This is a genomic window from Orenia metallireducens (genome assembly GCF_001693735.1).
Classification (GTDB): domain Bacteria; phylum Bacillota; class Halanaerobiia; order Halobacteroidales; family Halobacteroidaceae; genus Orenia; species Orenia metallireducens.
Genome location: NZ_LWDV01000005.1, coordinates 73,621 through 99,605, shown reverse-complemented (window position 1 = coordinate 99,605; position 25,985 = coordinate 73,621). Strand labels below are relative to the sequence as shown.

21 protein-coding genes and 1 riboswitch are annotated in these 25,985 nt (G+C 33.0%); of the genes, 4 read left to right on the top strand and 17 right to left on the bottom strand.

What is annotated here, in order from left to right:
• Positions 1–134: 134 nt before the first annotated feature.
• Genes U472_RS01050 through U472_RS01040 form a run of 3 tightly spaced genes read right to left on the bottom strand, consistent with a single transcriptional unit; the run spans position 135 to position 5,336 of the window.
• Positions 135–1,700, bottom strand: coding sequence for a BglG family transcription antiterminator (locus U472_RS01050; protein ID WP_068714639.1), 1,566 nt, complete (start codon positions 1,698–1,700; stop codon positions 135–137).
• A 3-nt stretch (positions 1,701–1,703) separates the two neighbouring features.
• Positions 1,704–2,168 (bottom strand): response regulator, encoded by a 465-nt coding sequence (locus U472_RS01045; protein WP_068714637.1) that lies wholly within the window; start codon positions 2,166–2,168, stop codon positions 1,704–1,706.
• Positions 2,169–2,213: 45 nt separating this feature from the next.
• The gene (locus U472_RS01040; protein ID WP_068714635.1) at positions 2,214–5,336 is read right to left on the bottom strand and encodes a PAS domain-containing protein; all 3,123 of its coding nucleotides are present in this window, start codon (positions 5,334–5,336) and stop codon (positions 2,214–2,216) included.
• 560 nt (positions 5,337–5,896) lie between these two features.
• On the opposite strand from U472_RS01040, the gene U472_RS01035 reads away from it, so the two are divergent.
• Positions 5,897–7,615: a BamA/OMP85 family outer membrane protein gene (locus tag U472_RS01035; RefSeq protein WP_068714633.1), complete on the top strand. Its 1,719-nt coding sequence runs from the start codon at positions 5,897–5,899 to the stop codon at positions 7,613–7,615.
• An 84-nt stretch (positions 7,616–7,699) separates the two neighbouring features.
• On the opposite strand, the gene U472_RS01030 is transcribed toward U472_RS01035, so the two are convergent.
• The 5 genes from U472_RS01030 to U472_RS01010 all read right to left on the bottom strand — a co-directional run bounded on the left by U472_RS01030 (position 7,700) and on the right by U472_RS01010 (position 10,881).
• The gene (locus tag U472_RS01030; RefSeq protein WP_068714631.1) at positions 7,700–8,041 is read right to left on the bottom strand and encodes a DUF3024 domain-containing protein; all 342 of its coding nucleotides are present in this window, start codon (positions 8,039–8,041) and stop codon (positions 7,700–7,702) included.
• Positions 8,042–8,054: 13 nt separating this feature from the next.
• Positions 8,055–8,360 carry an AzlD domain-containing protein gene (locus U472_RS01025; protein WP_083189680.1) on the bottom strand — a complete coding sequence of 102 codons (306 nt, stop codon included), beginning with the start codon at positions 8,358–8,360 and terminating at the stop codon, positions 8,055–8,057.
• Positions 8,361–8,385: 25 nt separating this feature from the next.
• Positions 8,386–8,580 carry a YwbE family protein gene (locus tag U472_RS01020; protein WP_068714628.1) on the bottom strand — a complete coding sequence of 65 codons (195 nt, stop codon included), beginning with the start codon at positions 8,578–8,580 and terminating at the stop codon, positions 8,386–8,388.
• A 17-nt stretch (positions 8,581–8,597) separates the two neighbouring features.
• On the bottom strand, positions 8,598–8,903 hold the full coding sequence (locus U472_RS01015) for a hypothetical protein (RefSeq protein WP_068714626.1): 306 nt from the start codon (positions 8,901–8,903) through the stop codon (positions 8,598–8,600).
• Positions 8,904–9,012: 109 nt separating this feature from the next.
• Positions 9,013–10,881, bottom strand: a complete 1,869-nt coding sequence (locus tag U472_RS01010) for an LTA synthase family protein (RefSeq protein ID WP_068714622.1) — start codon at positions 10,879–10,881, stop codon at positions 9,013–9,015.
• A 374-nt stretch (positions 10,882–11,255) separates the two neighbouring features.
• On the opposite strand from U472_RS01010, the gene U472_RS01005 reads away from it, so the two are divergent.
• The 3 genes from U472_RS01005 (at position 11,256) to U472_RS00995 (ending at position 15,082) form a co-directional block, all read left to right on the top strand.
• Entirely contained in the window at positions 11,256–12,842 is a 1,587-nt protein-coding gene (locus U472_RS01005; protein WP_068714620.1) for an ABC-F family ATP-binding cassette domain-containing protein, read from the top strand.
• A gap of 298 nt (positions 12,843–13,140) precedes the next feature.
• Positions 13,141–13,842: a TrmB family transcriptional regulator gene (locus tag U472_RS01000; protein ID WP_068714618.1), complete on the top strand. Its 702-nt coding sequence runs from the start codon at positions 13,141–13,143 to the stop codon at positions 13,840–13,842.
• On the top strand, positions 13,835–15,082 hold the full coding sequence (locus U472_RS00995) for a diaminopimelate decarboxylase (protein ID WP_068714616.1): 1,248 nt from the start codon (positions 13,835–13,837) through the stop codon (positions 15,080–15,082). The genes U472_RS01000 and U472_RS00995 overlap by 8 nt, the downstream gene beginning before the upstream one ends.
• A gap of 83 nt (positions 15,083–15,165) precedes the next feature.
• Here the strand turns inward: U472_RS00995 and purH are convergent, their stop codons facing one another.
• From purH to purD, 9 genes are all read right to left on the bottom strand, one after another.
• Positions 15,166–16,734 carry a bifunctional phosphoribosylaminoimidazolecarboxamide formyltransferase/IMP cyclohydrolase gene (gene purH / locus U472_RS00990; RefSeq protein WP_068714614.1) on the bottom strand — a complete coding sequence of 523 codons (1,569 nt, stop codon included), beginning with the start codon at positions 16,732–16,734 and terminating at the stop codon, positions 15,166–15,168.
• 180 nt (positions 16,735–16,914) lie between these two features.
• Positions 16,915–17,520: a phosphoribosylglycinamide formyltransferase gene (gene purN / locus U472_RS00985; RefSeq protein WP_068714612.1), complete on the bottom strand. Its 606-nt coding sequence runs from the start codon at positions 17,518–17,520 to the stop codon at positions 16,915–16,917.
• A 94-nt stretch (positions 17,521–17,614) separates the two neighbouring features.
• Positions 17,615–18,643 (bottom strand): phosphoribosylformylglycinamidine cyclo-ligase, encoded by a 1,029-nt coding sequence (gene purM / locus U472_RS00980; RefSeq protein WP_068714610.1) that lies wholly within the window; start codon positions 18,641–18,643, stop codon positions 17,615–17,617.
• Between the two features lie 189 nt (positions 18,644–18,832).
• Positions 18,833–20,260 (bottom strand): amidophosphoribosyltransferase, encoded by a 1,428-nt coding sequence (gene purF / locus U472_RS00975; RefSeq protein ID WP_068714608.1) that lies wholly within the window; start codon positions 20,258–20,260, stop codon positions 18,833–18,835.
• A 49-nt stretch (positions 20,261–20,309) separates the two neighbouring features.
• Positions 20,310–21,017: a phosphoribosylaminoimidazolesuccinocarboxamide synthase gene (purC, locus tag U472_RS00970; protein ID WP_068714606.1), complete on the bottom strand. Its 708-nt coding sequence runs from the start codon at positions 21,015–21,017 to the stop codon at positions 20,310–20,312.
• A 69-nt stretch (positions 21,018–21,086) separates the two neighbouring features.
• Positions 21,087–22,487 (bottom strand): adenylosuccinate lyase, encoded by a 1,401-nt coding sequence (gene purB / locus U472_RS00965; protein WP_068714604.1) that lies wholly within the window; start codon positions 22,485–22,487, stop codon positions 21,087–21,089.
• 98 nt (positions 22,488–22,585) lie between these two features.
• Positions 22,586–22,687, bottom strand: a riboswitch (purine riboswitch).
• A gap of 77 nt (positions 22,688–22,764) precedes the next feature.
• Positions 22,765–23,304 carry a 5-(carboxyamino)imidazole ribonucleotide mutase gene (gene purE, locus U472_RS00960; RefSeq protein ID WP_068714602.1) on the bottom strand — a complete coding sequence of 180 codons (540 nt, stop codon included), beginning with the start codon at positions 23,302–23,304 and terminating at the stop codon, positions 22,765–22,767.
• Positions 23,305–23,409: 105 nt separating this feature from the next.
• Positions 23,410–24,573: a 5-(carboxyamino)imidazole ribonucleotide synthase gene (locus U472_RS00955; protein ID WP_068714600.1), complete on the bottom strand. Its 1,164-nt coding sequence runs from the start codon at positions 24,571–24,573 to the stop codon at positions 23,410–23,412.
• A 114-nt stretch (positions 24,574–24,687) separates the two neighbouring features.
• Positions 24,688–25,953: a phosphoribosylamine--glycine ligase gene (gene purD / locus U472_RS00950; RefSeq protein ID WP_068714597.1), complete on the bottom strand. Its 1,266-nt coding sequence runs from the start codon at positions 25,951–25,953 to the stop codon at positions 24,688–24,690.
• Positions 25,954–25,985 lie beyond the last annotated feature (32 nt).

Here is a 25,985-nt window from a genome sequence, read left to right as displayed (position 1 = left end):
TATTTATTCTTTTATTTTATTATCATTACTTATAATAGTCATCCAATCTTATGTCCACATTTAATTCGACATTATTAAACAAAAACAGCGTAACGGAAATCCCCATTACGCTGTTTTTGTCTCACTTTCAATTTTCAACTAGCAAAATAAGTCTTTAAATCTAGTAACACTTCGATTCTTTCCTCTATTCTTATGATATCATCCTTCTTAACCAAAGGACTAATTACCATAATATCTTCACTTCCTTCTATCTCTCTTGAACTAATAATTAAATCTATACCATTTCTCTTAATCTTATTAAGGTGACTATAGTAGATAAAATCAACAACCTCTAGCCTAGGCACTCTTCGCTCTAATCTTGCTTTCATCAACTGTGACACCGCCAAATTCCCATCAAAAACTATTAATGCTCTAATTTTATTCTTCTTACGTTCAACTGCAGCTAATAACATTAATCCAATAAAATCGATCTCATTTTCTCCAATCTCTATCCTTAATTCTTCCTTTAAGATACCATAACTTATCCTAGCTTTTTTGAATAAATAGGGGTTATCCTCCTTAAGTTCATTAAATTCTACTTGATCCCAATAACTATCCTCATAATTAATCCCATAACTTTTAGCATAAAATAATGCTCTAATATATAAGACTAGTCCTTTAAATAAATCCCAATCCTCAGCCAGCTTGCTTCCCAAGTCAAGCTCTATTTCAGCAATCAACCTCTCTGCTACTAAAACAATTTCCTTACTAGTTCTATTAATTATATCTTCTCTATTCTCCAAATCCTTACTGCTATATATTTCACCTGCTAAAACTTGCAGTAAGGCTGCTGCTTTCTCAGCTTCAGAGAGCTTAATCCCTAACTTCTTTTCTAACTTTTCAGACATAAAATCAGCTAAACTAAAATCTTCCTCATCTTTTAATTTATTTAATTCATCTCTTGATAAGCTTACTTCTTTACCTTCAACTATTCTCTTAAAACTGATTGCAGAATATAGACAGAAGTATAAAATTGAATGATTAGTATATAACACTCTTCTTTTGGCTTCTATTAGACCAATAGATTTTCTAATAAGCTGTAAATCTATTGCTAAACAGAACTCCTTTAAGACCTTATGATCACTAGTCTTAATCCTAATACCTTCATTCAATAAATCTATTATCTCTTTGCTTCTTTTAGATCCCAATAACTCTAAAAGAAGGTTAACCATCGCTACTCTAATATTCCTTTCCCTACCTACAATAATCAGATTATTATTCTCTTTATCTAATGATAGAGCATGTCTTTTTAACCAAGCCTCTACACTATCCAAATCATTATAAACAGTTGATCTACTGATATAAAGTTTCTCCTCTAACTTTTCAACTTTACATTCACTACTCCCAATCAGTAACCTCTTTAGAGTCCATCTAACCCTTGCTTCTGGACTCAAAAATTGATCTTCTACTCTAGCCTCATCTAAGCTCTGTTTTAGCTTAAGAGCTTTAGTCTCTTCTAATTTTAGATAAACACCTACTCTGGCCTTCTTGATTAATTTAATATCCTCTTTCTCTAAACACTGCTCAAGCTCATCTAAATCCCTTCTGATAGTTCTAGCCGATACTCCTAAAAAATTTGCTAACTCACTAATAGTTATTGGCTTATTGAGTTCTAATAATCTATATAATAACTGTTTATGCCTTCTTTTCTCTAGCTTCAAGTTTTATCCCTCCAAGCTTAAATCTGCTTTAATTACTCCTTGCTTCAATCTACTATTCTCTTTGATTAAATTATACCTTTCAATAGCCCTTTTGATTACAGGAATGAATTCAATCTTGTATCCTTCATCTCTGTTAACAACCCCTTTAGGAATATAATGATAGACATCTCCTGAGTAGAGAGCTGAGATCATCGTTTGACTATCTGAATAACTAGAGAAGATAACCTTGACAAGATCAGGATAATCATAATTGATCATCTTTAATAACTTTATCCCATTAACCTTAGGCATACTTAAATCAATTATAATTACTGCTATCTCATTCTCTTTAAGAATCCTTAATGCTTCTCTCCCTGAATTAGCAAAGAACATTGTAAACTCTTCTTTATTTAACTTTCTTTCTATCTTAGCTAAAATCAACTCTTCATCATCAACAAATAGGACGTTATTATTAGTTATTTCAATCATAGTATCCCTCCGATTACTAACTAAATTTCTTAAAATTTAAGTAGATCAGATCTTTAATTCTCTCTTTATTACTTCTCTTAATCTATCCTTATCTACTGGTTTAGTAATATAATCTTTACACCCCAGTACTAAACATTTCTCAACAACCTCCTTCTCTACAGAAGCAGTTATTGCAATTATAGGTATATCAACCTCTATCTCTTCCATAACCTCTAAACCGCTCATGATAGGCATCTGAATATCTAGTAAGAGTAGATCATATTTATCTTTCTCTAGCTTATCTAAAATATCTTTACCGTTACTGACTGTTTCAATTTCTAATTTGAAATTCTTAAGTATCTCTTTAATTAAAAGTTGGTTTAACCTTTCATCCTCAGCCAAAAGAACTTTAAAGCTATTTTCTTCTTTAGCTGATAAATAATGAGCTGGTATAATAGAAAGAATATTCTTTAATTCTTCTAAATCTAGCTTTATTATCTCTAAATCAAAATCATCACTTCTTGCAGTATCTGTTATCTTTGCTGCAATTTTATAGACTTCTTCCATATTAAAATTAGCAGCTAACCCCTTTAACTTATGGGCAATAGCCTCTATTTTCTCTTTCTTAGTAGACTTTACAGCCTCCTCTAGCTTAGTAATTCTATCAGGTAACTCTTTAATTGCCTTGAAAGTCAAATCTGTAATTTCTATATCAAAAGCTAACCACCGCTCAATCATTCTTTCACCCTTGACCATCTCATTAAATCCACCTTGATCATTATCTTCCTTATTACTATCCTCTAGCACTTCTAAGGGTAGCTTAATTATAAAACTACTTCCTTGACCTAACTGACTTTTTAAAGTTAGTTCACCTTTCATTAAATCAACTAATCTTTTAACAATCGCTAGACCCAGTCCAGTTCCTCCATATTTCCTACTTATAGAGCTATCGACCTGCTCAAAAGCAGAGAAGACCTTATTCTGCTTCTTCTCTGAAATCCCTATTCCTGTATCTTCTATCTTAATAATAAATTCTTGATCATAACTACAAGCAAGCTTGACCCTTCCTTTAGTAGTAAATTTAAAAGCATTACTTAAAAGATTAATAATAATCTGACTAATTCTATACCTATCTGCCCAAACCCTTTCTGGTAAAGACTCATCTATATCTAATACAAAATCTAATTCTTTCTCATTCTCATTAAGCCAAAACATATTTTTAATCTCTAATAATAATTCCTTAAAAGAAAATTCTACCTTTTCTAACTCAATCTTTCTAGCCTCTATCCTTGAAAAATCAAGAATATCATTAATAATCTCAACTAAATGCTCTCCTGAATTAACAATTGTGTTTAATTTTTCTATTTTATTATAATCTCTTTCTTCTTCTAATAATAGTTGACTAAATCCAATTATACTATTAAGAGGTGTTCTAATTTCATGGCTCATATTAGCTAAAAATTCTGATTTAGCTTGATTTGCCTCTTCTGCTCGCTGTTGAGCTAGCTTTAATTCGGTAATATTACGACCTACACCTTGAATTTCTATTATATTCCCAGATTCATCTCTAATACCATAAGATTCCCAATCTATCCAATATTCTTCATCACCACTTGCAAATTTATGCTCAAAGTTCACTCTGTAGGGTGGATTCTTTAGCTTATCTATTATTGCCATTACCTGCCTTTTTAACTCACTTTTATCTATAAAGTCAGTGAATGTGTTGCCTATTAATTCTTCTCTCTTTCTATTAAAAAATTCACAATAAGCATCATTAACATAAGTAAATCTATTACTAATATCAACTCTAACAATTAAATCGTTTTGAGTCTCTAATAAACCACGATATCTCTCCTCACTATATCTTAATCTCTCTTCAACCTCTTTAATTCTACTAATATCCCTTGATGAAACTACAATTTTTATTACTTCATCATCAACAATTACTGGAAATAAGGTAGTTAGCCAAGTTTTACTATCCTCGAAAAAATCTAAACTCTCTTCATAAGTAATCACTTCTCTTCTTTCTACACATTCCTTATAATTTACTTTAACTACCTCACCTATCTCCTTACCAAAAATATCTTCTAAGCTCTTACCCTGCAACTCTTCAGTACTTAAACCAGTTAAGTCTTCTTGGATTTTATTGACTCTTTGAAAAACGAAGTCTTGTCCATCTATAACATCCAATAAAAAAATTGCATCTTTAGTATTATTAAAGATAGTTTCATACTCTTGATTCAAACTCTTTAATTTATCCTCTAGCAATTTATTCTCTGTAATATCTTCACCAGAGCAGATTATATAATCAATCCTACCCTCTTTATTAAATTGGGGAGTCTTAGTAATTGCCAATAACCTCTTTTCTCCTTGAGCACTTATTAGCCATTCTTCTGAATATATTGCCTCTCTCTTCTCAAATAGCTCTTCATTACCTTTTATACAGATTTCTGCTTCATTTGTAGGAAGTATCTCATATAAAGATTTATAGGATATCTCCTCTTTCTTAGCTCCTATAAAATCAGCATGGGCTTGATTGACTGCTCCATATCTTTCTATATCCTGTAAATACCAAATTTGAGTATTAATGTTATCTAGTAACAGCTCTTGCTCTTCATTCCGCTCCCTTAATTGATTATGCATCAGCTTTAATTCTTTGTTCTTAGCTTTTATATCCTGTTCAACTATCTTTTTATCAGTAACATCACAAACCAGTACAATAGCCTTATCCTCATTTATAGCATTCATCCTAACTTCATAGTATCTTGTTTCATTAGGAAAGATTAGTCTGTCCTCAAAAAACTCCACTTTCTTTAATTTAAAAGCTCTATTTAAATGATACCTTATCTTCTCAACATTCTCTTTAGGAAATATTTCATCAATATTTTTTCCCACAATCTCTTCAGGAAAGTGTTCATTAGACTCATCCCTCCAAACGTCTAGATGATAACCTTCCTTATCAATACAGCTAATAATATCTGGAGTAGATAAAATAATTGACTGCAAATAATCCTGATTCTTCTTCAATTCAATCTTTAATTCCCTTCTATGTTCTACAAAAACAACTATAAACAGAAAAAGGATACAAGCTAACCCCTGAATCAATCTACCAAGATCAAAAAAGTATCCAAAGATAATTAGCCCAAATAAGATTATAGATATTTTTATACAATTATCTGCTAATCTCAATTCAACACCTCCAATTATAAATGTATCATGATAATAATTTGGTTATTATATTTAAATATTACAAAATATCCCTTTTAAAAAATAGATAGTATAGTTTAAAATATTCAAACTCAGTCATTCCTCCTCTAATATCTTAAATTATACTTTTTATTCAATAGTCCTTTATTAACTATTAGAATAGTCCTCTATAATAATTATCTAAAAATAAAAAAATTATCACTATTATATCTTTTAGCTCTTAATACCAAATTTATAAATTACTAAATCAATTATTTGCCATCCTTAAAATCAGACGTTAAAATATATAAAGAGAAGCAGTTTAAATACTTAAATTACTTTGTTTACCAGCAAAGTAACAGAGCTTATTTAATCCATGAGCAGGTAGAAGCAATTAAATCTAGAATTAATTATGTTAGTAGATTAATAATTAAGTATTAAATCAAAGCTCTAAATTAATGATTTTAATAAGCAAGAGATGAGTAAAGATGCCCATCTAATTATAAGTAGTATAATATAAAATTACATTGTTATAGCAAAGAAAATAATTAAGGGGGTATATAATGTTTAGAAAAATTGGAATTATAATTATATTAATATCTATAATTATAATCAATGCCAATCAAGTAATGGCTAATAGTATAAACTATAATACTATTACAGATATTACAGTGTCAGGAAATGAACTCATCAAAATGCAAACGATTCTACAACAGGTAACAACCAAAGTAGGAGATGAAATTTCTAATGAACAATTACGAGAAGATATGAAAGCTATCTATAATTTGGGTTACTTCACTAATATTCAGATACTTTTTAAAAATTATAAGGGTGGGATACAGATAATTTTTGAGGTAGAAGAGAACCCTGTCTTATCTAAAGTAACTATTAAAGGGAATAAGGAAATCAGTAATGATGAATTAACAGAACTTTTAACAGTTAAGAGTGGTCAAATTTTAAACTTTAATGAGCTAGATAATGATAGAGATAGTATAAACCAATATTATTATGATCAAGGTTTTGTTTTAGCTAGAGTAATTGATGTCAAGATGGAAGGAAATCAATTAAATATAATTGTTGATGAAGGTAGATTAAATGAAATTATAATCAATCCTGAAGATAATACGAAAGATTATGTAATTAGAAGGCAACTATCTATGGAAGAAGAAAAACCCTTTAATATTAATGATGTTAGAAAGGATATTTCAAAACTCCAAAGCTTGAAATATTTTGAAGAGATAAAACCTGAGTTTGAACAGGTTCCAGGTGACCCTCAAGCAATAGATGTTAAATTGAATCTAAATAAACCTATAAATGGAAGAACAGTATTTGGAATAAAAGATTCTGCAGAAGGCAGTGCTGTAGGTAATATTATGTTAGAAAAACATAATATTTTTGGTAGAGGACAGAAATTAACCTTAGATTTTGAGGGTGGAAGTGATGTTACTGATTATAATATCAATTTTTATGATCCTTGGATTTTTGAAAGCAAGACCAGCTTTAATATTAACCTATACCACCAAATGACAGAAGAAACTACTAGTAGTAATATAGGTGGTTTAGATGATATAGGTAGCAGTACTAGAGTAGAGAGAGATGTTAAAGAAAAGGGTGGAGATATTCAATTTGGTAAAGAATTAGCTGAGAATATAAGAGGATATTTAAATCTTCACTATGATAAGACCAAAGAAGGTGGTAAACCTTATGAAAATACTCGAAGTATAGCACTAACTACCATTAGAGACCTTAGAGACAATTATCTTCACCCTAAATCAGGGAGTAGACAAGAATTTAGAATTGAAAAAGCAGGTTTTAATGGGGATAATGATTTCCTTAAAAGCCATTTAGATCTAAGAAACTACTATAAAGCAGGTGAAAAAGGTAGCTGGGCTTTTAGAATGAAGTTGGGTGCTAGTGATGGAGAATTACCAAGTTATAAAAGTTATAAATTAAAGCCTGGTCTCCTTGATGGGGTTCGTGGTTATGATAGTAGCTATTATGGAGGTACAGATGGATTTAAAGGAGATTCTATCTTTCTTACTAGTATAGAGTATAGAAGAGACTTATATAAAGCAGTTAAAGGTGTTTTATTTACTGATATAGGTCGTACTTTTGAAGATAATAAATTCAGTTTAAATAACTTAAATTATTCTGTTGGAGCTGGAATTAGATTCTTTGTTCCTGTTTTGGGAGCAGAATTAGGCTTTGACTATGGTTATGCACCAGAAGGGGATTCTGGTCATAAGGATGAATTTACCTTTAAGGTTGGTACTAGTTTTTAAATTAATTTAAAAAGGAAGGCTGTTAATAATTAACAGCCTTCCTTTTTACAGTATCTAACTAATATAAATTGTACTAGAATTTCATTATCCCCAAAATATACAAAGAGGGTCTTTTTCCACTTCCTCTAGCAGAACTTCAAAGTTAGAGTTTGGCTTTACATCTTCATATCTATACCATCTTCCTGTATGCCTCCACCAATATAGAGCCCACTTATTATCATCTTGATTATATCTAAATTGAGCAATCTTATTTTTTATCCATTCATCACCTTGATAGCTTTTTCGCTCCTCAAATAAAGTTACACTATTACCTCTTATCCCATATCCTAACTTGAGCTTAGTTCTAACATGTATTGGGATACGATTCTCACAGTAATCCCCTAATAGTTTCTCTACCCTTCTTCTTATCAATTCATTTAGCCCCACTACAACCATCCTCTCAAATAGATAAATTAAGAATATAAACCAATAATATAGTTCCAGCTACTGTAATAATCATATTCTGTTTTTTTATAATCAAAATTGTAGCACAACTTCCTCCTAAAGCTGCTGTAAGCATAGAATCTGTTGAATACAATATCTCAGGAAATAAGATTGCAGCCAATGCAGAATAAGGTATATACTCTAAAAAAGAACGGACAAATTTTGATGGCTCTTTACCCCTATATAATAATAATGGAATAACCCTTGCCAAATAGGTAACTAGTCCTGTAAATATAATCATAATAATTGCTCTATTCATCATCTTCTTCCCTCAAATGTATAAAACTTCAATTATGAATAGCCTGTACTCTACCAATCTTACCACTTTCAAGGCGTACCTTAATTCCATGGGGATGAGTAGAAGAATTGGTCAGAATATCCTTAACAACACCTTCCGTTAACTTCCCTGAACGCTGGTCTTGCTTCTGTACGATTGAAACCTTCAATCCTGCTTTAATATCCTTTCGATTTTTTCCATTCATTTGATTACCTCCTTAATTTAATCATCTAAAATATCTTCTATTTTTGATAAGTCAGGAATTTTATCTAAAAATTCTAATAATACTTCTGGTCTATCAGTAATATAACCACTAGACTGAAAATAGGCTAATATTTTAAATTGCCACAATCGGTTGATAGTATAGAGAAGAACAAATAATCCTCTATGGGCAATTACAGCTGGATAAGGTATACCAATCTTAAATGCTATCTCTTCCCCTTCTAAAGATGGATTGATTATATAATAAGCACCAGAAAATAAAACAATTAATAAGAGGATACATCCTATTCTAATAACTAATTTCACAAAAATACCTCCTAAATTGAAATATTATTTTAAAATTAATTATTAACTATAGAGATATAATCAACTTTATCTTTACATATTTATAATATATCCTCTAATAAAACTAAATTTATTTCTTTGTATCAACCCTCCTCTTTAGCATAATTACTTTCATATAATCAATAATCTTTAAAATACGATTCTTCTCTTTCTCAGTTAATTCTACACCTTCTTCTTTTCTATCCTTAAGATAACCAACTCTTTCTAATCCTTTAATATCTTTTATAAATATATGTTCTTTATATAAAACTTGAGGTAACTCATGTATAAAAGGCACTGACTCCTCTTCTCCTAGTAGTAGAGAAGAACCAATAAATTCCTTAGGCTTCTGCTCTATCCCCATTATATCTAAGATAGTTGGAGCAATATCAGTTGTTGTACCTGTCTTCTCAATAATACCAGCTTTAATATCTCGATGCTTAATAAAAAGAGGAATATGCTCAGGCTGATTGATGTTTCTATCAACTACAAAGTCTTCACTAGAAGAATACTCTTTCTCATCAATTCCTGCTTCATGATCTGCATATATAATAAATAAAGTATTCTCTGCCAATCCCCTCTGTTCCAATTTATCAAAAAACATCTCCAATGACTTATCTAAAAAAGAGACCGACTGGAAATAGTCATGTACTAATGGGTTTTCAATATCGCTATACTCCTCTTTAAGCTCACTGTCAGGATAAAAGGTAAAGGGAGTATGACTGCTTACTGTAATCATATAAGCAAAAAAGGGCTTATCGGCTTGCTCCAAATAATGTAAGGATTGATTAAAGAAATCATAATCATTTATCCCTAAATAAGACTCCTTCAAATCCATGATTCTATCTTCACTTGAAAAATCTTCTCTACTATAAAATTTATCAAAACCTAGACTGGGAAAAGCCTTGTAGCGATGAAAGAACTTTTTATCATTCCCGTGAAAGGCCATTGTTTGATACCCTTTTTTCTTTAAAACCTTGACTATAGATTCAAACTTGGTCATATCATCTTCCTTAAAGGAATAATTCCTATTGATTGGATACATAGAAGTTAGAAAGGAAAAATCGGCATCAAAGCTACCATTTACATGCTGTGAATAAAAGTTTTCAGCATAAAGACTCTTATCCTTCAATTTATTTAAGAAAGGGGTCAACTCCTGATTATTATGTTTATAACCAATTACCTTCTCATCTAAGGATTCCATTTGAATTATAATTATATTACTTTTATTATCTATTAGATTCTTATCATTAATTTTATCTTCTAATTCAATAGGAAGAGTAACCTCTTTATTGACTATATTTAGATATGCCGCATAAGTAGATGTATGAAATTCATAAAAATACAGGGGAAGCAATCCATAAACATTAACAAAAGCTGCACTGCTTGTACTATATAGCTCTGATGGTCCTTCATTACCCAATAATAAATTGGTTACAAAAATTTGAGTAATCAATAATAATACTATAACTACAGTTCTTTTCCTCATCTTTCCCATAGTAAATAAACTTGCTATGCTAGATTGACCTTTATTACCTTTATCCTTAATAATTAAAATTAATAATAAGATAACATCCACAATGAAAAAAATATCCCAAGCCTTAATAATATGTCTAAAAAGAACCGTAGGTGAACCAACTCCCTCACTAGTAGTTACATCAATAAAACTTAAATAATCACCAAAATGTCTATTATACCAGAGATTAGCAACACACAAGATAGAGAATAGTATTGATATTACTAATAAGGAAACTCTACCCCTCTTCACTTTCACTAAAGGGACTAGAAAATAACCAATCAACAATATAAAGAATATATTTTTAAAAATGATTCCAGTGATAGAAGGAACATTGAAGATACGTAGCAGAACATAATTATATTTAAATAAAAATCCAACTAAAAAAGTAATAATAAAATACTTCTGTTTTTTTGTTAAATCTAACTCTTTGAAATTAAACACCCTTCTCACTCCTTTACTCTAACAAGTTAAAGAAAATTATATATAAACTGTAAAAGATACTCTTCCTGATGTATTTGCATTATATCTAACCTCTCCACTTTAATCAAACATTACTGATAATAGTTATCTTTTAATAAGGTATATAACCCTAATAACAAATGTGAATTCTACTTATTTAAAAAGTAATCAGGATATCCCTTTACTTTACTGGGCTTTTAATATATTAAATTTTAAAGTTACACCTCTATAGTATATCAAACATATGCTTTTTTCTGCAAAAGTATTAGAGTAGTATCTACAATTTATATCATATTATTATTTAGCAATCTATGTTATAATTGAAGAATAAAATTTTAATTTAAAAGGAGAAAATTATGATTACAGTTAATAATGTTAGTGTTCAATTCAGTTCAAGTAAATTATTTAGTGATGTCAACCTGAAGTTTACCCCAGGTAACTGTTATGGAATTATTGGTGCTAATGGCGCTGGTAAATCTACTTTTTTAAAAATATTAGCTGGAAAGATCGATACTACTACAGGAGAAGTAATTATTCCTCCTAAGAAGAGAATTTCAGTTTTAAAACAAGACCATTATCAATATGATGAATATCAAGTTTTAGAGACTGTTATAATGGGAAATGAAAAATTATATGAGATTATAAAAGAAAAAGATGCTATCTATGCTAAAGCAGACTTTAGTGATGAAGATGGAGTAAAGGCTTCTGAGTTGGAGGCAGAGTTTGCAGAGTTAAATGGGTGGAATGCTGAGCCAGAAGCTGCTCAACTACTTCAAGGACTTGGAATTAAGGTAGACTTACACACTTTAAAGATGAAGGAGTTAGATGGTGGAGATAAGGTAAAGGTCTTACTGGCTCAAGCTTTATTTGGTGAACCAGATATACTGTTATTGGATGAGCCTACTAATAACTTAGATATTGCTTCAGTTAATTGGCTTGAAGAATTCTTACTTAATTTCCCAAATATAGTGATTGTAGTCTCCCATGACAGACATTTCTTAAATACTGTCTGTACTCATATTGTCGATATTGACTATAAGAAAATCAAATTATATGTAGGAAATTATGACTTCTGGTATGAATCTAGTAAGTTAATGCAGCAGTTAACTAAGAAAGAGAATCAGAAGAAAGAAGCCAAGGTTAAAGAGTTACAAGAGTTTATAGCTCGCTTCTCTGCTAATAAATCAAAATCTAAGCAAGCTACCTCTCGAAGAAAGTTATTGGAAAAAATATCTATAGAAGAGATGCCTGCCTCTTCAAGAAAGTATCCTTTTGTAGGATTTAAAGCAGATAGAGAGGTTGGTAATGAGGTACTTTATGTCGAAAACCTTTCTAAGACTATCGATGGAGAGAAAGTCCTTGATAATATTACTTTCAGGATAAATAAAGAGGATAAAGTCGTCTTTTTAGGTGAAAATGAGCTTGCTATTAGCACTTTATTTGAAATATTAGCAGGAGAGCTGGAAGCTGATAGTGGTACAGTACAATGGGGTATCACTACCTCACAATCATATTTCCCTAAAGATAATTCTAAATATTTTAATGATTGTAATTTAAGTTTAATAAAGTGGTTAGCTCAATTTTCTGAGGACAAGACAGAGAACTTCTTACGCAGCTTTTTAGGAAGGATGTTATTTAGTGGAGAAGAGGCTTTAAAACCAGCCAATGTATTATCTGGAGGGGAGAAAGTCCGTTGTATGCTTTCTAAGATGATGCTCTCAGGTGCTAATGTTTTAATCCTTGATCAACCTACTAACCATTTAGACCTTGAGTCAATTACAGCATTAAATAATGGATTGATTGATTTTAAGGGTAATGTTTTATTTTCTTCTCATGATCATCAGTTTATTGAATCTATCGCTAATAGAGTGATTGAGATTAAAGGTGATGGCTTAGTGGATAAAATGATGACCTTTGATCAATATATTGAGCAGTCTAAGTAATAGAAAAAGGACTTGGAAGTTTCCAAGTCCTTTTTTTATCGCAGTAATTTCTTGTAAAGCAAACAAATTTTCAAATAAATTTATTAAAAGATTATTACGGGAAAGCTTATCAGCTTTTTCCCGTAATAGTCTTTAATCTTTTTAAATTTATTCTAATATTTAGAGATTCTTCTAGCTATAAATACCATCACACCCCAAATTCCTATTGACATAATTCAACAAATGATATATAGTGTTCTTATAAAGAAACACTATATAAATAATTGATATCTAATTTAGTAGTTAGGAGCTTTTTTTTATGGATATACAAGAATTACTTACATATTTTAATCTTACAAGGCAAGAGGCAACTATTTATATCTCACTAACTATCAATGGTGCTATGACAGGTTATGAGGTAGCTAAAGAGACAGGAATCTCACGTTCAAATGTATATACCAACTTAGCCAGTCTAGTTGAAAAGGGAGCTGCTTATCTAATCGAAGATAAAGCAAAAAAATATACCCCTGTACCTATTGATGAGTTCTGTAATAATAAGATTAGACAGATGAAAGAACTAAAAGTTAAATTGATAGAGAATATGCCTAAACGCCAAGAAGAGAATAATGGCTATATCACTGTAAAGGGCAAAATAAATATATTAGATAAGATAAAGAATATGATCAGCAAAGCTAAAGAACGTATTTATATATCTTTATCTAATGAGGTTATGGAGATAATACTGCCCTATTTAAAAGAATCTATCTCAAAAGGGCTTAAAGTTGTGATAATAAGTGAAAGACCACTTCAGCTAGAAGGTGCAGTGATTTATTATGCCAAAAGAGAAGAGTTCCAAATTAGGCTTATTGTCGATTCAACCAAGGTACTAACAGGAGAAATTATAGATGAGAATAACTCCACCTGTTTATATTCAAAGAAACAGAATTTAGTAAATTTATTTAAAGAATCACTAAAAAATGAGATCAAACTTATAGAATTAACTAATAGAAAGGATGATTAAAGTGAAAAAGCCCTTTGTAAATTTAGAACAATTAAAAGAGATAACTAAAGAGTATCCTACTCCTTTTCATCTATATGATGAGAAAGGTATTAGAGAGAATGCACGAAAGCTACATCAAGCTTTTGCTTGGAATGAAGGATTCAAAGAGTACTTTGCTGTAAAAGCTACACCAAATCCAACAATCTTAAAGATACTAAAGGAAGAGAGGTGTGGAGCAGACTGTTCTTCACTTACTGAACTGATGATGTCTGAGCAGGTTGGTTTTAGTGGAGATGATATCATGTTCTCCTCAAATGTTACACCTAAAGAGGATTTTGAGTTAGCAAGCAAACTAGATGCTATTATCAACCTTGATGATATTACACATATTGAATTTCTAGAAGAAATTGCGGGCATTCCAGAAACAATTAGCTGTCGCTATAATCCAGGAAATAACTTCAAAAGTGATAATGATATTATGGACAATCCTACTGAAGCAAAGTATGGATTTACTTATGAGCAATTAGTAGAAGGATTTAACATACTACAAGAGAAAGGTGCTAAGCACTTTGGGATTCATGCCTTTTTAGCTAGTAATACTGTAGCTAACGAATACTATCCTGCTCTTGCTAAGATACTATTTGAAACTGCTGTTAAGTTAAACAAAGAGACAGGGGCCCATATCTCCTTTATCAATCTATCTGGTGGTGTTGGTATCCCTTATCGCCCTGATGAAGAGCCAGCTGATATCTTAGCTATAGGTGAAGGAGTTCGTAAAGCCTATGAAGAGATACTTGTACCAGCTGGAATGAATGATGTAGCTATCTATACTGAATTAGGTAGATTTATGCTTGGACCTTTCGGTCATCTTGTGGCTACTGCAATTCATGAAAAGAATATCCACAAAAACTATATCGGCTTAGATGCTTGTGCAGCTAATTTAATGCGTCCTGCTATGTATGGTGCATATCACCATATCACAGTAATGGGTAAAGAGAATGAACCTCATGACCACAAGTATGATGTTACAGGTGGATTATGTGAGAATAATGATAAGTTCGCAATAGATCGTATGCTACCAAAGATTGATAAAGGTGATCTAGTAGTCATTCATGATACTGGTGCCCATGGTTTTGCAATGGGATATAACTATAATGGTAAACTACGCTCTGCAGAAGTTCTTCTAAAAGAAGATGGGACAACTGAATTAATACGTAGAGCAGAAACACCTGCTGATTATTTCGCAACATTAGATATATAATAGTCCCTTAAAGCAAATCGCAAAATAAATAAGACATATAAAAAGACCAACAATTTTGTTGGTCTTTTTATATGTCTTAAATTCTAATGTTTAAAATGTCTTCTACCTGTAAATACCATCGCAATTCCATGCTTATTACAAGCTTCAATTACCTTTTCATCTCTAATAGAACCACCTGGTTGAATTACAGCTTTGATTCCCTTCTTAGCAGCTTCTTCGATAGCATCTGGGAATGGGAAGAAGGCATCTGAGGCTACTACTCCACCCTCTTGGCGTCCGTCAGCCTTCATTCCAGCGATAATCATAGAGTCAACACGACTCATCTGTCCAGCACCGACACCTACTACCATCTCGTCCTTTGCCATGACAATTGCATTAGATTTAACATGCTTTACTACCTTCCAAGCAAATAATAGGTCTTTCATCTGCTCTTTAGTTGGCTTAGTCTCTGTAACTACTTTTAACTCACTCTCATCTAGCTCTACTACATCTCTATCTTGAACTAACATTCCACCAGTTACCTTCTTCATATCATAACCAGCATTCTCACGATTGATAAATAAGTCACCAGTCTCTAAGATTCGTACATTCTTCCATCTAGCTTTAAGAACCTCTAAAGCTTCATCAGTATAACCAGGAGCAATTACAACTTCTACAAACTTTCCTTCTCCTGCAATCCCTTTAGCTACATCTTCTGTTACCTCACGATTAAGGGCTACGATACTACCATAAGCAGATAATGGGTCTCCTGCATAACCTTTTTCATAAGCTTCTAATAAAGTATCTCCAACTCCCATCCCACAAGGATTAGCATGCTTGATTACTGCTACAGCAGGCTTATCAGTAAACTCTTTTACTAGCTCCAAAGCACCATTGGTATCATTGATATTGTTAAAGGATAACTCCTTACCATGATGCTGCTTAGCTGTAGTAATTGAAGGCTCAGTAAGGTCTTTCTCTTTATAGAAAGCAGCCTTTTGATGAGGATTCTCTCCATATCTTAAATCAGCAATCTTTTCATATCTATCTAGCATAACCTCTGGTAAGCCTTCGGCATCTTTTAATTGCTTAGCCAAATAGTCTTGAATTAAATGGTCATACTGTGCTGTATGGTGGAAGGCCTTATAGGACAGTTCCATCTTCTTATAAACAGATAAAGCAACTTCATTAGCTTCTAATTCTTCTAAGATTCCAGTATAATCACTTGGATCAACAACTACTGCTACATCATTGAAGTTCTTAGCAGCAGAACGAATCATAGTAGGTCCACCAATATCGATATTCTCGATAGCTTCCTCTAAAGTAACACCTTCCTTAGCGATAGTCTCAGCAAAAGGATATAGATTACAGACAATCAAATCAATCGGCTTAATCCCTTCAGCTTTAATCTGATTCATATGCTCTTCATTATCTCTGACTGCTAAGATACCACCATGTACCGCAGGATGTAAAGTCTTCACCCTACCATCCATCATCTCTGGAAAGTTAGTCACCTCACTAATTCCTATTACAGGTAACCCCTCTTCCTTTAACTTTCTAGCAGTTCCACCAGTAGAGATTAAAGTGACACCTAACTTATGTAGCCCTTTAGCAAACTCGACAAGCCCCTCTTTGTTAGAAACACTCAATAACGCTTGATGAATTTTAGCCATTACTTCTCACTCCCTTTTTAGTTTACAGTGTAAAGTTGACAATTTACAGTTAAAAGAAAACATATAATTCAAATTACTCTTATTTTGCCGAACTCCTTAACATAATCTAAAGTTATTAAATATCAATATATTTATTTCTTCACTTTATCAATTTATTCCTTTAATACACTAAAATTATTCTTACTTCCTAATTTTTACCTTTCCGTTCTTAACTTCTACTCTACCTTCACTAAATAACTTAATCGCTTCTGGATAGATTCGATGCTCTTCTACTAAAATTCTTTGAGATAATGTCTCTTCTGTATCATCATCCTTCACAGGTACCGCTGCCTGTAGAATAATTGGACCTGTATCCATCCCTTCATCAGCAAAATGAACGGTACAACCAGCTACCTTAACACCATAATCTAAGGCTTGCTTTTGAGCATGTAAGCCTGTAAATGATGGTAGTAAAGAAGGATGGATATTCATCACTCTATTCCTATATTGTTTCACAAAATACGGACTCAATATTCTCATAAATCCTGCCATTACTACTAACTCTACTCCATACTCTTCTAAGACATCTATCATTGCCTGTTCAAAATTCTCTTTGTTCTTATAAGCTTTAGGATTAACGTATTTATTAGCAATATCATACTTCTCTGCTCTATCTAAAGCCTTAGCCCCTTCTTTATCACTAATAACTACTTTAATTTCAGCCCTTAATTCTCCTGCTTTTATACTATCTATAATTGATTGTAAGTTACTTCCCCGTCCCGAAGCCAATACTCCAATCTTTAACATCTGCTCCACCTCAATCTTTCCAGTGTACAGTTTAGAGTTTACAGCTAACAGTAAAAACTTTAGTTCCTAACTGTTAACTATTAACCGCCAACTGTCAATCAATCTCTACTACCTTATTTCCTTCTTGTACCTCACCGATTAAATAAGCCTTCTCACCTAACTCATTTGCCTCTTTGATTACAGCCTCTGCTTCTTGCGCAGGAACTACCAAGACCATACCGATTCCCATATTGAAGGTACGACACATCTCTCTATCTTCTATCTCACCAAGTTTTTGCATGATATTAAATATCTCTGGTACATCCCAACTATCTCTATCTAAAACAACCTTAGTATTATCAGGTAAGACTCTAGGGATATTCTCGATTAATCCACCACCAGTTATATGAGCAATACCTCTAATTTGATACTTGCTAATTAACTCTAGAACTGGTTTAACATAGATTCTAGTAGGTTTTAATAACTCCTCACCTAAGGTCCCCTCTAAGCCTTCTAGCTTACTATCAACATTAAAGTTTTCTATCTCAAAAAAGAGCTTACGTACTAAAGAATAACCGTTACTGTGAATACCATTAGAAGCCAATCCAATTACTTTATCTCCAGCTTTAATATTCTCACCTGTGATAACCTTAGGCTTATCAACGATACCTACTACAAAACCACCTGCATCATATTCTCCGTCACTATAAAAGTCTGGCATCTCAGCAGTCTCTCCACCGATTAGAGCTGCACCTGACTGTTTACATCCTTCTGCAATTCCCTTAACAATATCCTCAACCTTATCAGGATCTAATTTACCAGTAGCCAAATAGTCTAAAAAGAATAAAGGTTTTGCCCCTTGAGCCAAGATATCATTGACACACATAGCTACCAAATCTATTCCTACAGTATCATGCTTATCCATCATAAATGCCAATTTCAACTTAGTACCTACACCATCGGTTCCTGATACTAAAACTGGCTCCTCATAACCACTTAAATTTGGTGCAAATAAACCACCAAATCCCCCTAAATCAGTCAATACCTCTGGTCCAAAGGTAGCCTTAACATGCTTACCCATCTTACTTACTGCAGCATCTCCAGCTTCTATATCTACTCCAGCATCTTTATAAGATAATCCCATCTTATCACCCCGTTTTATCAGTTTATAATGTACAGTATACAATTGACAATTTACAGTTAAGTTCAAACCTATTTAAAATCTTATAATCTAATACCTTAATCTTTTATTTTTTAACTCTTTTAACTGTAAACTGTACATTGTCCCTACGAGTTTAAAGAGCAAAACTCTTCGTGCAAACCACTGTCAACTTTATTCTTCCAATGCATACTTATCTGTCCCTCTACCAATTGGATAATCACCATTAAAACAAGCTGTACAATACTCAAAGTCTTCAGCCTTGATTGAGTTTAATAATCCTTCTATACTCAAATAAGTTAAGGAATCTGCTCCGATATAATTAGCAATCTCCTCAATACTATTATGAGCAGCAATCAGCTCTTGGCGTCTAGAGGTATCTAATCCGTAATAACAAGACTCAATTACAGGAGGGGATGAGATTGCAAAGTGAATTTCACTTGCTCCTGCTTCTCTCATCATTCTGATAATCTGCTTACTAGTAGTACCTCTAACTATAGAATCATCTATTAGGACAACTCTCTTTCCTTCAACAATCTCCCTAATAGGATTAAGTTTAACCCTAACCTTTAAATCCCTAATCTCTTGGGTAGGTTGAATGAAGGTTCTTCCTACATATCTATTTCTTAATATACCTTTTTCATAAGAAATTCCTGACTCTTCAGCAAAACCAATTGCTGCTGAAATACCTGAGCTTGGTACAGGAACTACAATATCAGCCTCTACATCCATCTCTCTTGCCAACTGACGACCCATCTCTTTACGAGCTAAATGAACATTCTGCCCACCAATTACACTATCAGGGCGAGCAAAGTAGATAAATTCAAAGATACAGAATCTAGATGGTCTCTCTTCACTATAAAAACGACTAGTAACTCCATCCTTATTGATAATTATCATTTCACCAGGTTTAATATCACGAACTAGCTTAGCTCCGATAATATCAAAGGCACAGGTCTCTGAAGCTACTACATAGGCATCTCCCAATTTACCCAGTGATAATGGTCTAAAACCATGAGGATCTCGAGCAGCAACTAAAGTATCTTTGGTCATAGCAACCAGACTATAGGCCCCTTTAACCTGTTGTAAGCTATGCATCAATGCTTCATTAATATCATCTTTAAAGGAACGAGCCACTAAATGAGCAATAACCTCTGTATCTAAAGTGGAGTGGAAGATAGAGCCTTGCTTCTCTAAGTTCAATCTAATCTCTGAGCTATTAACTAGATTTCCATTATGAGCAATAGCTAAGTCCCCTTTAATTGAATTAGTCAATAGAGGTTGCGCATTTACTAATAAGCTTGACCCTGTAGTAGAATATCGTACATGACCAATAGCTATCTCTCCTGATAATCCAGCTAAAATCTCTTCATCAAAGATATTATTAACTAAACCCATTCCCTTATGAATCTTAAACTTTCCTTTATGATTAACAGAAATACCTGCACTCTCTTGTCCACGATGTTGAAGGGCATGTAACCCTAAATAAGATAATGTAGCTACATCATTACTCCCATTAGGATCGTAGATTCCAAATACCCCGCATTCTTCCTCCATCTTATCTATTTGCATTCCTTGTTGGAGCGGATACTCTTTTTCCATCCTCTTCATCTCCTTAATTTAAAGGTAAATTATATAATTATTAATATAATTAAGCTTCTAATCTTCTTAAAATCTCTTGGTAAGCCCCTTCTACTTCTCCTAAATCTCTACGGAATCGGTCCTTGTCCAATTTCTTCTTAGTCTTACTATCCCAGAAACGACAAGTATCAGGAGAGATTTCATCACCTAAATAAACTTGTCCATCCGCACCTTTACCGAACTCTAATTTAAAGTCAACCAAATCTATACCCTTATCTGCTAAGAACTCTACTAATATTTCATTAATCTTAAAAGCTAAATCCTTAATCATATCTAACTCTTCTTTTGTAGCCAATTCCTCTGCATAGATGTGATACTCATTAATCATTGGGTCTCCCAATTCATCACTCTTATAATAGAACTCCAAAACTGGTTTCTTAAGCTCTGTTCCCTCTTCTAATCCTAACCTCTTAGCTATACTTCCAGCAGCAATATTTCTCATTACTACCTCAACTAAGATAATATCTAACTTCTTAGTTAAAACATCAGTTTCGTTAAGTTGTTCTACTAAATGAGTTGGAATACCTTTCTCCTCTAATAATTCAAAGAAGATAGTAGAAATCTTAGCATTTAACTTACCCTTTTCACTAATCTGACCCTTCTTTTCACCATTAAAAGCCGTTGCATCATCTTTATATTCAACTATCACCTTATCAGTGTCTTCTGTACTATAAATCTTCTTAGCCTTTCCTTCATAAAGCATCTCTAATTTTTCCATCAAATACACTCTCCCGAACTTTTGATTTTAAATACTATTTATTAGTTTAAATTCATATCTAACTTTTTATTAGTCTAAATCTATATTTAACTTTGAACTCCAGTAGTCTACTACTTTTACTACCTTCTCTGAAGCAATACCAGTATACTTTTCTGGATTGATTAGTAGCTCCACCTGCTTATCAGTTAACTTCTCCCAATAAGGCTTTAACTCATCACTTTTTTGAATTAAATCTCTTAAGGTCTCACCTGTTTGTTGAGATTCTAAAGTCAATTTACGTACCACTTCATGAGCATCAGGATGACCATAAGAAGCCAATAAGATATAAAGTGGCTCTGCTACTATCATCTCTTTATTCATTTCGAAGTTTTTCTTGATATTTTTATGATCTACTACTAACTTCTCACATACTCTGATTAAACGGTTAACTGAGGACAATAGACCTACTATAATTTCAGGTATAAATCTACTAGAAGCCGAATTAGTTAAATCCCTTTGATGTTCAGACAACTGATCTTGATAAACTGTTACCATGTGTGGCATAAAGGCTTTCCACATACTCTTAACATTCTCATAATTGATAGGGTTTCTTTTGTGTGGCATAGTTGAAGAACCAACCTGATCTTTACCGAAATGTTCACCAACCTCACCGATCTCTGAACGTTGTAAATGACGCATATCATCACTAAAACTTGCTAATACTCCAAAACAAGCTATTAAAGAATGGACAAAATCTGTGATATACTCTGGTTCTACAATTTGAGTAGAATGAGTACTTGCTTCTAATCCCAACTCTGCTAAAACATCAGCTTCGAACTCTTCAGGGTTGTCAAAGAATAAATGACTAGCATTATAAGCACCTACCGCTCCAGATATCTTTCCTCTTAAATTCTTTGCACTCTCTTCTACTGACTGAATCTTATTACCAAAACGACTCACATACTCCGCTACTGCAAATCCAAAGGTAACAGGTACCGCATGCTGCCCATGGGTTCTACCAACTTGAACTGTATCCTTCTCTCTTAAAGCAATCTCCATTAAGACCTTCTCTAGCTTCTTTAAGGTAGGTACGATTAGTTTTTCAGCAGTCTCCTTATATCTTAAAGAGTTAGCTGTATCTACTATATCAAAAGAGGTAGTTGTAAAATGAATATAAGGTTTAGCTGCTTCACTAACTCTTTTTTGAATACAGTTTACTAAAGCTCTAATATTATGGCGAGTCTTCTTCTCTTCTGCATAAACTTCCTCTGGACTAAGCTCAATTATAGCCTGCTCTACTTCTTTAACTACTTCATCAGAGCAGATTCCATTTTTAGCCAAAGCTTTTACTAAAGCTAACTCCACTTCTGATTGGTATCTTATCTTTGCTCTCTCTGATAAATATCTGCTATACTCTTCAAATTCCTCACTTCTCATTGAATAACGGTGGTCTAAAGGGCTAATATTATCAAAAATACTACGACTTATCATCTTATCCCTCCTATATAATTCACTCTTTAATTTTTTATATAAAAAAACCTAATTATTCCTCTACTACTTTTTAGAAGGTATAATTAGGCATAAAGTTCCCTAAGTAAACTTCCCCAAGTAGTCAGACAGTTTACGGCTGTCTGGTAGAAACGTGTAGGCCCTATCCCTACATATATACTGAGCAAGAATATTCGTTTTTAACTTCTCTATGATTCTATAATAACATATCAAAACTATTATATCAACAAAATAACGAATGATTTAATATCTATATGTTTTAATATTCGTTATGTTTATTATTTTCTTTATCCTCTAAATACTTCTCAGCACCTAAATTCTCTAATTTAGTAGCTACACCTTCAACCATCTCTCTCATATTAGTCTTATATTCTTTATATTTATTTCTCAATTTTTTATCTACTCCACCTAAGATTTGAACAGCCAATAGACCTGCATTTTTAGCACCATTAATTGCTACAGTAGCTACAGGAACACCCCCTGGCATCTGAACGATTGAATACAATGAATCAACTCCACTTAAGGTCGATGTCTTGACTGGAACTCCTATTACTGGAAGGCTAGTAATAGATGCTACCATCCCTGGTAAATGAGCTGCCCCTCCTGCTCCAGCAATAATAACCTCTAAACCTTTCTGCTCTGCCTTTTGAGCATAATCATATAAACGCTGTGGAGTACGGTGAGCCGATACAACTGTAATTTCATGAGGCACTTCAAACTCTTCCATAATCTTTACAGCCTCTTTCATTACTGGTAAATCAGAATCACTTCCCATGATAATACCAACAAGTGGTTTCATAGACTTAATCCTCTCCTATCTCTAGATTAGTATAATTTTTTATCAATCTTAATAGATTTAGTCCTTACAAAAGGTCGAGTCTGAACTCGGCCTTTTTAGCCATTACTAGTCACTACTTCCAACAATCTTAATTAACTTACTTGCTTCTTCTGCCTTTTTTACTGCTTCTTCTAAACTATCACCTGTAACTGTAAAATGCCCCATCTTCCTTTTAGGCTTAGATATCTCTTTACCGTAAATATGAAATTTAAGAGCAGATTCTCTAGAAGCCTCTATCATTCCCTCTACAATAGCTTTTCCTTGCTGTCCTTCTCCTAAAATATTTCTCATTACTGCTGGTCTTAATAAAGTTGTTTCTCCAAGAGGTAAACCAGTAATTGCTCTGATATGTTGCTCAAATTGGGAAGTAACAGCCCCTTCAATAGTATAATGTCCAGAGTTATGAGGTCTTGGTGCTATCTCATTGATCAATAACTCTTCATCTTCTGTCACAAACATCTCAATACAGAAGATACCTACACCTTCAAAGACTTCCATTACTTGATGGGCTAAGCTAATAGCATCTTCTTTAAGAACATCTGAAATCTCTGCTGGTACTCTTGTTTCAATTAAAATACTATCTTGGTGATCATTCTCAGCAACAGGATAAACAGCAATCTCTCCATTAATTCCTCGACAAGCCAAAATAGAAATCTCTTTAGTAAAGGGTACAAAGCGTTCTATCATTAATGGTAAGCTTCCTGCTCCTAGGCTTTGATAAGCATGCTCTATCATATCTTGATTCTTAATTATTGAATTACCCTTACCATCATAGCCACCGGTACAACTCTTTAGCATCATCGGATAAGCAAATTTCTCTCCTGCATTTCCAATATCCTCTATACTTGAAACAGATATAAAATCTGGAACTGGTATATTATTTGATAACAATACTTTTTTCTGCTGATATTTGTTCTGAATTATCTCCAAACTTTTAACCGTAGGGTATATTCTGTAGCCCTCTTCTTCAAGCTTCTTTAACACATCTACACCAATATGTTCAAATTCATAAGTTATAACATCAGATTTATCAGCCAGCTCTCTAATAGCCTGTTCATCATCAAAATCAGCAACGATATGTTCATCAGCTATACTATGAGCAGGACAGTTAGGTGTAGGATCTAAAATTATAATATAAAAGTTCATCTTCTTGGCTTCTAAAATCATCATCTTCCCCAATTGTCCACCGCCAATAATCCCTATCTTCTGCTTAGTTGGATCTTTAAACACTTTAACACCTCACTTTATATATAGTAACAAGTGACAGGTAACGGGTGCCGAGTAAAAGACTTAATAATAGTCATTATTAGTAACTCGTCCCTTTTTACTCTTTACCCGTCACCATTATTTAACTGCTTTAGCTCCAATATCCTTTCTATAATGGGCATCAGCAAAATCTATCTTCTTAACCCCTTCATAAGCTCTATCAATAGTGGCTTGGTATCCATTACCTAAGGCAGTTACTCCTAATACCCGTCCGCCTGCCGTTACTAGCTTATCATCTTTAAAGTCTGTCCCTGCTTGAAAGACTATAATATCTTCAGCTTCAGCTTCCTCTATACCACTAATCTCTTTTCCTTTTTCATAGGCAACTGGATACCCACCAGAAGCCATAATTACACATACACTTGTCTGATTTAACCACTCAATATCAACAGCTTCCAATCTATCTTCGATTATTGCTTCTATAATATCTACTAAATCATTCTTTAATAAAGGTAATACTACCTCTGCCTCTGGATCACCAAAACGAACATTATACTCTATAACCTTAGCTTCTCCATCTACAATCATCAATCCACTATAGAGAACTCCTTTAAAAATAATTCCTTCCTTCTTCAAACCTTCAATAGTTGGTACTAGAATCTCTTCATAAACCTTTGCCATTAGCTCTTCTGTAGCTATAGGTGCTGGAGCATATGCACCCATTCCACCAGTATTAGGGCCTTTATCTCCATCATAAGCAGGCTTATGATCTTGAGATGGAATCATTGGAACGATAGTTTGTCCATCAGTAAAAGCTAACACCGTTGCTTCTTCTCCTTCTAAGAATTCTTCAACTACAATTCTCTCTCCCGCATTCCCAAACTTTTCATTAACCATAATCTCCTCTACAGCTGCAACAGCTTCTTCTACAGTTTGAGCAACAATTACCCCTTTACCTGCTGCTAACCCTTCAGCCTTAACTACAATAGGAGCTCCTTCTCTTTTAATATAACCAATTGCTTTCTTTGCATCAGCAAAACTTTCATACTTTGCTGTAGGGATATTATATCTTTTCATGAAATCTTTAGAAAAGACTTTACTACCTTCTAATTGAGCAGCAGCTTGATTAGGTCCAAATACTTTTAATCCTTCTCCCTCAAAAGCATCAACAACTCCTGCTACCAAAGGAGCTTCTGGTCCTACTACTGTCAAATCAACCTTTTCTTCTTTACAAAACTTGATTAGTTTATCAATATCAGTTGCCTCTATCTCTATATTCTTAGCTAAATTTGCTGTTCCAGCATTTCCTGGAGCTACATATATCTTCTCTACTCTTTCACTCTGTTTCAACTTCCAAACTAAAGCATGTTCACGACCGCCATTACCTACAACTAATATCTTCATCTAATCCCTCCATATTTATATAAATTTATAGT

What these genes read in the sequence shown, in the direction of transcription:
- purC (WP_068714606.1), bottom strand. Translation starts at nt 21,017, where the DNA reads ATGGAAAAATTAGAGATGCTTTATGAAGGAAAGGCTAAGAAGATTTAT.
- purF (WP_068714608.1), bottom strand. Translation starts at nt 20,260, where the DNA reads ATGGAAAAAGAGTATCCGCTCCAACAAGGAATGCAAATAGATAAGATG.
- U472_RS01045 (WP_068714637.1), bottom strand. Translation starts at nt 2,168, where the DNA reads ATGATTGAAATAACTAATAATAACGTCCTATTTGTTGATGATGAAGAG.
- U472_RS01025 (WP_083189680.1), bottom strand. Translation starts at nt 8,360, where the DNA reads ATGATGAATAGAGCAATTATTATGATTATATTTACAGGACTAGTTACC.
- U472_RS01000 (WP_068714618.1), top strand. Translation starts at nt 13,141, where the DNA reads ATGGATATACAAGAATTACTTACATATTTTAATCTTACAAGGCAAGAG.
- U472_RS00995 (WP_068714616.1), top strand. Translation starts at nt 13,835, where the DNA reads ATGATTAAAGTGAAAAAGCCCTTTGTAAATTTAGAACAATTAAAAGAG.
- purD (WP_068714597.1), bottom strand. Translation starts at nt 25,953, where the DNA reads ATGAAGATATTAGTTGTAGGTAATGGCGGTCGTGAACATGCTTTAGTT.
- U472_RS01005 (WP_068714620.1), top strand. Translation starts at nt 11,256, where the DNA reads ATGATTACAGTTAATAATGTTAGTGTTCAATTCAGTTCAAGTAAATTA.
- U472_RS01035 (WP_068714633.1), top strand. Translation starts at nt 5,897, where the DNA reads ATGTTTAGAAAAATTGGAATTATAATTATATTAATATCTATAATTATA.
- purM (WP_068714610.1), bottom strand. Translation starts at nt 18,643, where the DNA reads ATGGGATTATCTTATAAAGATGCTGGAGTAGATATAGAAGCTGGAGAT.
- purH (WP_068714614.1), bottom strand. Translation starts at nt 16,734, where the DNA reads ATGGCTAAAATTCATCAAGCGTTATTGAGTGTTTCTAACAAAGAGGGG.
- purB (WP_068714604.1), bottom strand. Translation starts at nt 22,487, where the DNA reads ATGATAAGTCGTAGTATTTTTGATAATATTAGCCCTTTAGACCACCGT.
- purE (WP_068714602.1), bottom strand. Translation starts at nt 23,304, where the DNA reads ATGAAACCACTTGTTGGTATTATCATGGGAAGTGATTCTGATTTACCA.
- purN (WP_068714612.1), bottom strand. Translation starts at nt 17,520, where the DNA reads ATGTTAAAGATTGGAGTATTGGCTTCGGGACGGGGAAGTAACTTACAA.
- U472_RS01020 (WP_068714628.1), bottom strand. Translation starts at nt 8,580, where the DNA reads ATGAATGGAAAAAATCGAAAGGATATTAAAGCAGGATTGAAGGTTTCA.